An 11,518-nucleotide genomic window follows, 5' to 3' on the forward strand; every position below is an offset into this window, starting at 1 on the left:
CCACGCCCGCCGCCGAGGCGATGACCCGCTCGCGCAGGCTGGCCGACACAGGTGCGGGCGAGGCCGCATCCAGCAGATGGTCGAAATCGCTTTCGGCTTCCCACAGGGCTTTCAGGCGCGGAGACGAGGCCAGCAGGGCGCGGGCCGCATCGCGTTCATCGGCGGGCCATGCGCTCCAGCGTGTGCCGTAAGCGCTCAGGAGATGTTCAAAATGGCTCTCGGTCATCATGCACTCAACTCCTGCCCGACGTTCTGCCGCGCGGGGCCATATCCGCCAGCGTGGTGCGCAGGGAACGGCGTCCGCGGGACAAAAGACTTTCGAGCGCCTCGACACTGATGTTCAGCGCCTTGGCCGCTTCGATATTGCCCATGTCCTGATAATGGCAAAGGATAATGGCTTCGCGCTGGCGTTCCGGAAGCCGCATCAGGGCAGACTGCACCCTGAGGCCGGTTTCCATGGCCAAAAGTCCGCGATCGGGGGCCGGTCCATCGTCCGCGCGTTCCGGCAAGGTGTCGGTCAGCACCTCCTTGCGGCGACGCAAACGGTCGTAGCAGAGGTTCAGTGATACCCGATGCAGCCATGTGTCGAAACGCGCCTGCCCCGGCTTCCACCGACCGGCCTGTTTCCATACCCGCAGCATGGCCTCCTGCGCCACATCCTCGGCCTCGACCGGATCGCCCAGCATACGCGAGGCCAGCGACATGACGCGCGGCAGCTTGCGCGCGACCATGGCCTGAATGGCCGCTGGTTCGCCGCACGCTACACGCCGCAACAGGTCCTCGTCGGGATCGGCGGATGTCGCCAAGCCAGCCTCGCGCTTCATTCACAGCAGGAAGGGACGGGGCATCCGTCCGGTTCAAAACGGCTTTACTCTGAATCTTCGACCAAAGGCGACGGCTTGCCGGACACGAAGACGTCAGTTTCATCCGAAGCGCTGCACTGTGCGTAACAAAGCACACCTTCGCCCGAGGGCGGGGTGTGACTGTACGCGTCAAAGATGCGGTCGCCTGGTTCAAAACATCCATCTCATCCGGCCATGTGCGCCGGTTCGAGATCGGTCACACCTGTCCTGTTCGCAAGCTTACACGTCAGATAACGATGTTTCCGTCGCGAAACTTATGGTCCGGATGTCAGGTCACAATGGGCAGTACTGTGTTGAACCGTTCGCGGGCTCGACGACGCACATCGGCCAGCACGGATTTCAGTGTGTCGAAGGCGGGTTCTCCCACCGCCTCGGCCAAGCGTTTTTGAAAGCCGGAGGGCTCTGCATCTGGATCGGCCCTTCCGTCAAAGGCGCAGGCCATGAGCTGCCCCAGATGCTGGTGATAGAGCCATGAATCACGCAGCACCGGATCGTCGGCCAGCGCCTCAACCGTAGAAACCGTCAACGGACGGCCCTGCACGGCCTGACGCAGTTGATAGTATTGCGCCACGAACTCGGCATCGACCTGTGCGCCCGATGACAGCTTCAGATCCCAGAAGCCTTTGGGGCGGCGCTCGCGATCCATCAGGTCGCGCATCTTGCGCACGTCGGCGGCCACATCGACACCGGGGCGCGGGCGGCGCAAGGCCTCCTCCAGCGTCTTGGATACTGTTTCGGCAAAGGCCGGGTCGCTGGCCCACACCACCCGCGCGCGGGTCAGGGCCATGAACTCCCAGGTGTCGGCCTCGGTCTCATAGTAGTCACGCAGGGTTTCCAGCCGCACCGATACCGGCCCCTTGGACCCTGTGGGGCGCAGGCGCATGTCCACCTCATACAGGCCACCCTCGGCCGTATGGGCCGACAGGGCCGCGATCAAACGCTGGGTAAAGCGACCATAGAAGGTCTCGCCGCCCCAGCCTTTCAGGCTGCTCATAGCATCGGATGGAGCCTGATAGATGGTCATCAGATCAAGGTCCGAGCCCGCCGTCATCTCTCGCGATCCGGCCTTGCCCAGCGCCACCACAGCCACGGCTCCGCCTTCCAGCGCACCGCCCATACGTTCGGCCTCGGCCAAGGCGGCGGGAGACAGCGCCCGCATACAGGCATCGGCCAGCGCCGTATTGGCCAGCCCCGCCGCCTCGGCGTCGGAGCGACCGGTGATGGTGTGTATGCCAATCCGGAAGACCTGTTCGCGGTGCAGGCGGCGCACGGCGTTCATGGCCTCTTCGAAATCGCCCGCCTGCGCCGTCTCGGCCAGCACCTGTTCGGTAAAGCCGGTGTCGATGGTCAGGTCCTTCAGAAAGCGGGCGTCCAGTACCCCGTCAAGCGCCTGAGGCTGGCGGCCCAGAATGCGCGCCAGTCGCGGGGCAAACGCCATCACCCCCACCACCATGTCGAATAGCTGGGGCTGGTTCAGGAACAGGGCCTGCACCTGTACCCCTGCATTCAGGCCCGAGAAGAAGGTGGCAAAGCGCCGGAACGCCGCATCCGGCGCGCCCGTCGCCGCGGCGGCTTCCAGCAGGCGCGGGGCCAAACGGGTGAATAGCTCGCGCCCGCGCGCCGTGCGAGTGGCGCCGATGCGGCCATGGTGCCAGCTGCGGATGGTGTCGGACACGCTGGCTGGCTCGGAAAAGCCCATTCGGCCCAGTGTCTCCAGCGTACCGGGGTCGTTTTCCACGCCCGTGAACACCAGACTGCCGAACGGAGACGACAGTTCCTCGCCATCGTCGAACAGCTCGCCATAGATGGTGTTCACCTCGACCAGCAGATTCATGATTGAGGCATCAAAGGCTGCCAGATCGTCCTGACCATACAGGGCCGCCACATCGGCGCGGCGGGCGTCATCCTGTGGCAGGCTGTGGCTGTGGTCGTCATCCAGCATCTGGATGCGGTGCTCCAGATCACGCAGGATGCGATAGGCAGCCATCAGACGCTCGCAGGTCTGGGGCGTGACGTGACCCGCATCGGTCAGCGCCTGTAGTGCTTCCAGCGTACGCGGGCTGCGCAGAGCCGGATTGCGACCGCCGAGGATCAGCTGCTGGGTCTGGACGAAGAACTCGATCTCCCGAATGCCGCCGCGCCCCAGTTTCAGATTGGCACCTGCCGCCTCAAGCCCGTCACCGGTCTTATAGGTGTGGATCTGTTTCTTGATCGACTGGATGTCCAGAACGGCCTGATAATCCAGACTGCGCCGCCAGATGAAGGGGATCAGGGCCTCAAGAAAGGCTTCGCCCTCGATACGGTCTCCGGCGCAGACGCGGGCCTTGATAAAGGCGGCGCGTTCCCAGTTCTGGCCCACGCTTTCATAATAGGCCAGCGCCATGGGGGCGGCGACCACAGGCGGGGTGGACGACGGGTCGGGCCGCAGACGCAGGTCGACGCGGAACACATAGCCCTCGCCCGTCCGCTCGGTCAGCAGGGTGGCGACGCCCTGTGCCAGACGGTTGCAGAAGTTTTGCACCTCCACACTGTCATCCAGCGCGGGGATCAGAACGTCCGGCTCGAAAAACAGGCTGAGGTCAATGTCGGACGAATAGTTCAGCTCGAACGCCCCGCCCTTACCCATGGCCAGCATGAACAGGCCGGGTACAGGGCCGCGCGGGTCATCGGCGGGGCTGTGAAGCTTGCCACGCCTGCGCCATTCGGAGGCGACAGATTTCAGGGCCGCCTGCGCCGCCGCGTCGGCAAAACGGGCAATGGCCGAGGTGACCTGATCCAGATCCCACGCCCCGCCCAGATCGGCCAAGGCCGTCATCAGATGCAGTTCGCCCTTCAGGCGACGCAGGGGCGACTTGATCTCTTCGGGCGGGCCGTCCAGCGCGGCCATCTCAGCCAGTATCTCTTCCAGCCGCGCATCGGGATCGGCCACCAGTATCCGGTGCAGCATGTCCGGCCAGCGACGGGCCAGACCGCCCAGATAGGGAGAGGCCGAAAACACCGGTGCCAGTGCAGGCCACGCCTGATCCAAAACTTGCGCCCAGCCGGCCTTGGTGGCGGCCTGCATCAACTGTTCATGCGCGCGTTCGGCGGCAGCGGAATCTCGGACCGGCCCGCAGGGGCTGGTGCGGGCAAGCAGAGCAGTCTGGGGCAAGGTCATTCAGCGATTACTCGGTTGGCGCTGTGTCGTCAGGCTTTTCGGCGGGAGGAAGAACCAAGGCTACACGAAGTCCCGGCCCGCGCCCATCAAATGCGCCCGGTCCTTCGTCCAGTTCGATACGGCCACCGTGGGCCTCGGCCACAGCGGTGACCAGCGACAGGCCCAGACCCGAGCCCGGCTCGGTGCGGCTGTTGTCCAGACGCACAAAGCGCTGGAGCACGCGCTCGCGGTCTTCTTCGGGAATGCCGGGGCCGTTGTCGGTCACAGAGAACTCGATCGCGCCATCCGAGCGGCGGCGCGCGCGGAACATCACCGCCCCGCCTTCGGGCGTATATTTCAGGGCATTGTCGATCAGATTGGCGAGGGCTTGGGCCAGGAAGGGCTGGTTACCCTCGATCCACAGGCTGTCCTTGATTTCCGATTCAAAGACGATGTCCTTTTCCTCGCCCGCAAACTCATACAATTCGGCCATATCGCGACCCAAGGTAGCCGCGTCGAAAACCTTGGGATCGGGCGCACCACCGGCTTGCAGGCGCGCGATAGCCAAGACGGTGTTGAAGGTTTTCAGCAGGCCGTCGGCCTCATTCAACGCGGTTTCCAGCGCATCGGTGCCACTGATACGCCCCGCCTCGGCATCGATCAGTGCCACTTCCAGCTTGGCGCGCATGCGGGTCAGGGGCGAGCGCAGGTCGTGGGCAATAGCATCGCCCGCATGACGGATCGAGGCCATGGAGGCCTCCATCCGGTCTAGCATGAGGTTCAGACCCTGGGACAGTTCGTCCAGTTCGTCGCCGGAGTTTGTGACGGTGACGCGCTGTTTCAGATCACCGTCCTGCACCGCCGTGACCACGCGGTTCAGACGCCCCATGGCGCGCTCGACGCGGCGGCTGACCAGCAGTCCACCGCCGACCCCCAGCACCAGAACCGCCACCATGGCCAGCCACAGAGCTTGGGTCAGGCGCGAAAGATAGGCTTCGATATCGCCGACGTCCTCGCCGACGAACAGGTGTTCACCGCCCGCCAGCGGGGTATCGATCCCAATGGATTGACGGCGGCTGACCAAACCTTGGGCGTCGGTGTCGGTCAGGCGAAAGCTTTCCCACTCTCCGGAATCAACCCCCTCGGGCAGCTCGGAGATGTTGGCGGTGATGACGTCGCCATTGGCACCGCGCAGCATGTACAGATAGTGGTCCCCCCGAATGGTGCGGTCCACCAGCGCCTGATTGAGGGCATCTGCGCCGCGCGCGCGATAGATGCCCGTCAGCGTCTCCACCTCGGCCCGCACGCTGGCTTCGGCGCGGGCGCGCGCCTCGCTGGCCGACGCGACATAGACATAGGTCATCACCGCGCTGGCCGTGGCCACGAACAGCGCCAGAAACAGCAGCGTCAGCCGGAAGGGCGTTCGCCGAAAGACCGAGGGCAGCTTCATAGGGAGGCCTTACGCCTCCAGCCGGTACCCCGCGCCGCGCACGGTTTGCAGCATGGCCCGATCAAAGCCCTTGTCGATCTTGGAGCGCAGACGGCTGATGTGCACGTCGATGACATTGGTCTGGGGATCGAAATGATACTCCCACACCTTCTCCAGCAGCATGGTGCGGGTGACCGACTGGCCCGCGTGACGCATCAAGAATTCCAGCAGTTGGAATTCGCGCGGTTGCAGGTCGATTTCCTGACCCGAGCGATGCACGGTGCGGGCGATCAGGTTCATTTCCAGCTCGCCGACCTTAAGCACGGTCAGCACGCCACCCGTTTCGCGGCGCCGCGACAGGGCCTCGACGCGGGCGATCAGCTCGGCAAAGGCATAGGGCTTGACCAGATAGTCATCGCCGCCAGCCTTCAGACCCACCACGCGGTCCTCGACCTCGCCGAGGGCTGACAGGAACAGAACGGGCGTCTGGTCGCCGCCCTTGCGCAGGGTTTCCACCATGCCGATGCCATCCAGACGCGGCATCATGCGGTCCACGACATAGACGTCATAACCGCCCTTTTGCGCTTCCAGCAGACCGAACGCACCATCGACCGCATGGGTCACATCATAACCCGCCTCGGTCAGGCCCCGCACCATGGCGGTTGCCGCTTCGGCATCATCTTCGACCACTAGAACGCGCATCAACCCCTCCGAAATTGGATTTCGGCGGCGACCTTAACCGATCGCCGCCGAAACCGTGAATTAAGCCTTCGTCACGTCTTGGCCGTGATTAAGGCCAGGCCAGCGCCCATACGGGCCCTTAGCCCTATTCGGACTTGGCGAATGGCAGCACCAACGACAGGTTGCTGCCGTTGTGGCGCACCAGCAGCAGGACGCTGGGACGGCCTGCCGACTTGGCCGCCGCCACGGCCTCACGGAACTCTGCCGCCGTGGTGACGCTACGGTTGTTGGCGCGCAGGATCAGGGTGCCAACCGGAATGCGCAGCTTGCCCGCTTCGGTATCGGCATCCACGCCTGTGATGACCACGCCATTGATGTTGTCCGGCACATCATAGCGTTGACGCAGGGCGGACGTCAGCGGGGCCACAGTCAGGCCCTCGACGACCGTGCCCTGATTGGCCGACGGCGCTTCGTCTTCCGGCTCGGACAGGCCGCGCTGGGTGTTCAGATCGCTTTCCGAAGGGCGGCGACCGGCGCGTACGTCCACCGTCTGGCGACGGCCTTCACGCAGGATTTCCAGACGCAAGGCATCACCCGGCTTGGCGCGGGCGACGCGGCGGGTCAGGTCCGAAGAGCTTTCGATCTTCTCGCCGTTCAGGCCCACCACGATGTCTTCGGTACGCAAGCCCGCGCGGGCACCCGGCGATCCCGCCGTCACCTCTGCGATAAAGGCTCCCTTGAGGGCCGCATCCAGACCCAGCGCTTCCTTCACTTCGGGCAGCAGGTTCTGGATGGTCACCCCCAGATAGCCGCGCTCGATCTCCTCGCCACGCATCAGGCGGTCGGTGACCGACTTGGCGGTGGCAGCCGGAATGGCAAAGCCGATACCGACCGAGCCGCCCGACGGCGAGAAGATGGCGGTGTTCACGCCGATCACGCGGCCATAGATGTCAAACGTCGGGCCGCCCGAGTTGCCCCGGTTGATCGCCGCGTCGATCTGCAAATATTCGTTCAGACCGCCCGGATCGATATCGCGCGACTTGGCCGAGACGATACCGGCTGTGGCCGTGCCGCCCAGACCGAAGGGGTTGCCCACGGCGATGACCCAGTCACCCACGCGCGGCTCGGACGCTTCTTCGAACGTCACGAAGGGGAAGGCGTCGCCATCCACCTTGATGACCGCAAGGTCGGAGCCTTCGTCGCGGCCAATCAGGCGGGCGTTCAGTTCGCGGCCATCGCTGAGTTTGACTTTGATCTCTTCGGCGTTTTCGACCACGTGGTTGTTGGTGACGATATAGCCGTCTGCCGTGATGAAGAAGCCCGATCCGGTGCCGGGGGCCAGCTGGGTTTCAGGCTCGGCACCGCCGCGGCCCTGACCTTCAGGCACGGCGAAGAACGGGAAGCCCGGAATGGTCAAGCCACCACGCGGACGCTGCACACGGGTCTTTACGTCGATCTGCACCACAGCAGGGGCCACCTGCTGGAAGATGTCGGCAAAGCTGAGCGGCGCGCCCTGCGGCGGCGCGAAGGCCAGCCCTGCGGCACCCGCATTGGGAACCAGACGATTGGAAGCCGTCGCCGCCTCTGCGGTCGGCCACTGGATCACTCCGCCCGCTGTAGCGGCCGCAGCGAGGGTCAGGCTGACAGCAGCCCCCAGAATGAACTCCTTGCGTTTCAGCATCGTCGTCCTTGCAGTCTAACGTCCGGAATCCGGCGGATTCCTGAAACCATGGATATAGGGCACATTGGCCAAAGCCAATGCCTGCCTATCAAGAATGGTTCAGATCAGACATGGGTCGTGCTGTGGCGCGATCAGGTCAAGCCTGTGACTTTAGCTGTCCGTTTTGTCAGAAAGCGTGGCCTTATCGGCGTCCTCGCGCGCCAGAATGGCGGCCAGTTCGGCCTCTTCCTCGGCGCTCAGAGGATCGGCCGCGGCGCGGCGACGGCGGCTCCACCACGCGAACATGCCCCCGACACCGCCCACCAGCAGGAACGGCCCCAGCCACAGCAGGACGGTCGCGCCCTTGAACGGCGGACGGAACAGAACATAGTCGCCATAGCGGCGCACAAGGTCCTGCTGAATTTCATCGTCGCTGCGGCCTGCGACGATCTGCTCACGCACCAGACCGCGCATATCGGCGGCAATGGCCGCGGGACTGTCGACGATGGATTCGTGCTGACAGACCACGCAGCGGATTTCGCCGAACAGGGCCTTGGCGCGCGCTTCCTGCGCAGCGTCGGCCAAGGGCATATCCGCACGCGGCGGCGGCTCGGCCATGGCCGGCGAAGCCACCATCAGCGCCGACGCCATCAGGACAATCGCGAGACGGTTCATGCCTTGGCCTCCGGCTTGCGGCGGCGGGTGCCGGTCGCGCCAATCCGCAGACGGCGGTCCAGCAGCGACACCGCCCCGCCCAGCGCCATCAGCGCCGGACCGAGGAAGATCAGGCGCGCCCACGGGTTATAGTGCAGGCGCACAAACCACGCCGGTTCCCCCGCATCGGTGCGGGTGCGTTCACCCATCACCACATAGACATCGTCCAGACCACGAAAATCGAGACCGACCTCGGTCGTGGTCTTGCCACCACCGGCAGGGAAGAAGCGGCGTTCCGAGGTCACGGTCTTTTCCGCCGCGCGGCCCTGAACAGGAGATACGCGCAGGCGACCTTGCTCGGCCAGATAGTTGGGGCCTTCGACGATCTTCACCTCTTTCAGCGTCACCTGCCATGGACCAGCCTGTAGCTGGTCACCGATGGCCAGAGCCCTGCCCTGCTCGACCTTAAAGGATGTCTCGACCACCGCGCCCAGAATGAAGACGCCCAAGCCAGCGTGCGCCAGCGCCATACCCCATGCGCCCAGCGGCAGGCCGCGTGCGCGGCGCGCCGTCTCGGCCAGCGGAGCTTTGAAAGCGCGGGTACGCTCGAACACTTCAAACAGAGCGCCGAAAATCAGCCATGCGCCCAGACCGATGCCGAAGGCGGCCAGCGCCTTTTTCGGATCAAACAGCAGATAGCCGCCAATGGCCGCGACCACGGCGATCAGGGCGGCGAGGCGCAGACGCTGGACCGCGCCGGTCAGGTCGCCGCGCTTCCACGCCATCAGCGGCCCCATGGGCAGCAGCACACAGGCCACCGCCATCAGAGGCGAGAAGACGGCGTTGAAATAGGGCTCGCCCACCGAAATGGTCGCGCCGGTCAGACCCTTGAGCAGCAGCGGATACAGCGTACCCAACATGACCGTAGCCGCCGCCGCCGTCAGGAACAGATTGTTCAGCACCAGCATGGCTTCGCGGCTGATGGGGGCGAAGGTGGCGCTGGATTTCAGGGTCGGGGCGCGCAGGGCAAAAAGCGCCAGCGCTCCACCGGCGGCCAACGCCAGAATGGCCAGCAACATCAGTCCGCGCTCGGGATCAACCGCAAAGGCGTGCACAGACGTCAGCACGCCCGAGCGCACAAGGAAGGCCCCCAGCATGGAGAAGGTGAAGGCCGAAATCGCTAGAAACACGGTCCAGCCCGCCAAGGCCCCGCGACGCTCGGTCACAATGGCGCTGTGCAACAGGGCGGCACCGGCCAGCCACGGCATGAAGGAGGCGTTCTCGACCGGATCCCAGAACCACCAGCCGCCCCAGCCCAGTTCGTAATAGGCCCAGAAGCTGCCCAGCGCGATGCCGACCGTCAGAAACACCCACGACGCCAGCGCCCATGGCCGCACCCAGCGCCCCCATGCCGGATCGACGCGCTTTTCAATCAGCGCTGCCACGGCCAGCGAGAAACAGACCGAAAACCCGACATAGCCGAGGTAGAGCAGCGGCGGGTGGATCGCCAAGGCTGGGTCTTGCAGCAGGGGATTCAGCGACTGGCCCTGCACCGGTGCGGGGTTCAGACGCACAAACGGATTGGAGGTGAAGGCGGCAAAGGCGATGAACATTGCCGACAGGCCCGACTGTACCGCCACCGCAGACGTTTTCAGCCCGAACGGCAGACCGCGCGCCAGAGCCAGCGCTCCGCCAAAGGCCGTCATGACCAGGCACCACAGCAGCAGCGAGCCTTCGTGGTTCCCCCACGCGCCCGACACCTTATACAGCAGCGGCTTGTCGGTATGGCTGTTCAGGGCCACGTTCGAGACCGAGAAGTCCGAGACCACAAAGGCCCAGATCAGCACCCCAAAGGCCACAGCCACCGCCATGGTCGAGGCCAGCAGAGCTCCGGCTCCGGCACCCGCCAGCACCGGACTGCGACGCAACCGCCCCAAGCTGGCCATGGCCGCCGCCAGAACGGACAGGCCAAAGGACAGGATCAGCGCAAAACTGCCAAGTTCGACCAGCACGGGCTTAGTTTTCCTTGGGCGCGTAACCGCCCGCTTCGGGGCGCCATTCGCCGGTTTCCTTCAGACGCTCGGCGACTTCCGGCGGCATATAGGTCTCGTCGTGTTTGGCCAGAACTTGAGTGGCCTTGAACACGCGGTCCTCGCCGAACTGGCCTTGGGCGACAATGCCTTGCCCTTCGCGGAACAGGTCCGGCAGGTCGCCGTGGAACAGCACCGTGGCCTCGCCTGCATTGTCGGTGACGTCGAACTTTACCGAGCCGTCGTTGAACTTTTCGACCGAGCCCATAACGACCAGCCCGCCCAAGCGAATGTTGCGTCCGGCAGGCACTGCCTCCTCCGTCACTTCGGACGGTGAATAGAAGAAGGTGACATTATCCTTCATCGCATACAGCGACAGGCCGACGGCCAGCGCCAGCACGGGGGCAGCGGCCAGAATGATCCAGAGACGGCGGCGCGCCTTGGGGGATTTGGGAAGCCAGCTCATGTCACGCACACTCAAGGCCGCGCAGGGTCGCCTGCGCCGGCATCACACGAATAGGGGTCATTGGCCCACCTCGCTCAGGCGGGTTTGAAGATCGGCACGGCGCGGATCGGCGGGGTCCAGCACAGCCAGCAGCGGGCCCCACTGGGTGCGCGCCGCCGCCACATCGCCGCGTTGCAGGGCCAGTTCGCCGAGGAAATAGCGGGCACCCAACTGGTCAGGGTCCTTTTTGACGGCTTCGATGAAGGCCGCCTCGGCATCTCCGGCGATCTCGCCGTTGTTGGCACGCACAAGGCTTTCGCCCAGACGCGCCCAGTTGCGTCCGTCATTGGGGTTCAGCGCCAGCGCCCGGCGGAAGGCCGACGCCGCCGAGATCGGATCGCCCGCCTCGAAACGCGCCGCGCCCAGCATGGACAGGGCCATGCCGTCATCAGGGTTCTCGCGCACCACTTCGGTCAGGACAGCGGCGACCTGTGCGGGCTCCAGCGCCTCGGGCTTGGCGGCCCATTCGGCGACGCGCTGGCGATAGGATTGGTCCGGCAGGCCCGGACGCCCCAGCGACAGATAAAGCCCCAGCGACAGCGCCGCCGTCAGCGCCAGAC

Annotated in this window: 9 protein-coding genes and 1 pseudogene; all 10 read right to left on the reverse strand. The window is 65.0% G+C overall.

From position 1 onward, the window contains the following. Nucleotides 1-229: pseudogene (locus B3B04_RS10525) on the reverse strand (hypothetical protein); the annotation flags it as partial. Between the two features lie 4 nt (nt 230-233). Continuing rightward, nucleotides 234-806, reverse strand: coding sequence for an RNA polymerase sigma factor (locus tag B3B04_RS10530; protein ID WP_292042670.1), 573 nt, complete (start codon nt 804-806; stop codon nt 234-236). 325 nt (nt 807-1,131) lie between these two features. Then, the gene (locus tag B3B04_RS10535) at nt 1,132-4,020 is read right to left on the reverse strand and encodes a bifunctional [glutamine synthetase] adenylyltransferase/[glutamine synthetase]-adenylyl-L-tyrosine phosphorylase (protein WP_292042671.1); all 2,889 of its coding nucleotides are present in this window, start codon (nt 4,018-4,020) and stop codon (nt 1,132-1,134) included. A 7-nt stretch (nt 4,021-4,027) separates the two neighbouring features. Continuing rightward, complete coding sequence (locus B3B04_RS10540; protein WP_292042674.1) at nt 4,028-5,449, reverse strand: sensor histidine kinase; 1,422 nt, start codon at nt 5,447-5,449, stop codon at nt 4,028-4,030. A gap of 9 nt (nt 5,450-5,458) precedes the next feature. Next, a complete protein-coding gene (locus tag B3B04_RS10545) occupies nt 5,459-6,130 on the reverse strand; it encodes a response regulator transcription factor (protein ID WP_292042675.1) in 672 nt (223 codons plus the stop codon). A gap of 124 nt (nt 6,131-6,254) precedes the next feature. After that, on the reverse strand, nt 6,255-7,790 hold the full coding sequence (locus B3B04_RS10550) for a Do family serine endopeptidase (protein ID WP_292042676.1): 1,536 nt from the start codon (nt 7,788-7,790) through the stop codon (nt 6,255-6,257). Between the two features lie 150 nt (nt 7,791-7,940). Beyond that, nucleotides 7,941-8,444: a cytochrome c-type biogenesis protein gene (locus tag B3B04_RS10555; protein ID WP_292042677.1), complete on the reverse strand. Its 504-nt coding sequence runs from the start codon at nt 8,442-8,444 to the stop codon at nt 7,941-7,943. Next, nucleotides 8,441-10,435 (reverse strand): heme lyase CcmF/NrfE family subunit, encoded by a 1,995-nt coding sequence (locus B3B04_RS10560; RefSeq protein ID WP_292042680.1) that lies wholly within the window; start codon nt 10,433-10,435, stop codon nt 8,441-8,443. The genes B3B04_RS10555 and B3B04_RS10560 overlap by 4 nt, the downstream gene beginning before the upstream one ends. A gap of 4 nt (nt 10,436-10,439) precedes the next feature. Beyond that, on the reverse strand, nt 10,440-10,919 hold the full coding sequence (ccmE, locus tag B3B04_RS10565; RefSeq protein WP_292042682.1) for a cytochrome c maturation protein CcmE: 480 nt from the start codon (nt 10,917-10,919) through the stop codon (nt 10,440-10,442). Nucleotides 10,920-10,976: 57 nt separating this feature from the next. After that, nucleotides 10,977-11,518: tetratricopeptide repeat protein (locus B3B04_RS10570; protein ID WP_292042684.1), on the reverse strand; the 542-nt coding region annotated here is incomplete at its 5' end.

Origin of the sequence: Brevundimonas sp. UBA5713 (assembly GCF_002419815.1) — a bacterium.
In the GTDB taxonomy this organism is placed as follows: Bacteria; Pseudomonadota; Alphaproteobacteria; order Caulobacterales; family Caulobacteraceae; genus Brevundimonas.

What these genes read in the sequence shown, in the direction of transcription:
- B3B04_RS10545 (WP_292042675.1), bottom strand. Translation starts at nt 6,130, where the DNA reads ATGCGCGTTCTAGTGGTCGAAGATGATGCCGAAGCGGCAACCGCCATG.
- ccmE (WP_292042682.1), bottom strand. Translation starts at nt 10,919, where the DNA reads ATGAGCTGGCTTCCCAAATCCCCCAAGGCGCGCCGCCGTCTCTGGATC.
- B3B04_RS10555 (WP_292042677.1), bottom strand. Translation starts at nt 8,444, where the DNA reads ATGAACCGTCTCGCGATTGTCCTGATGGCGTCGGCGCTGATGGTGGCT.
- B3B04_RS10535 (WP_292042671.1), bottom strand. Translation starts at nt 4,020, where the DNA reads ATGACCTTGCCCCAGACTGCTCTGCTTGCCCGCACCAGCCCCTGCGGG.
- B3B04_RS10540 (WP_292042674.1), bottom strand. Translation starts at nt 5,449, where the DNA reads ATGAAGCTGCCCTCGGTCTTTCGGCGAACGCCCTTCCGGCTGACGCTG.
- B3B04_RS10550 (WP_292042676.1), bottom strand. Translation starts at nt 7,790, where the DNA reads ATGCTGAAACGCAAGGAGTTCATTCTGGGGGCTGCTGTCAGCCTGACC.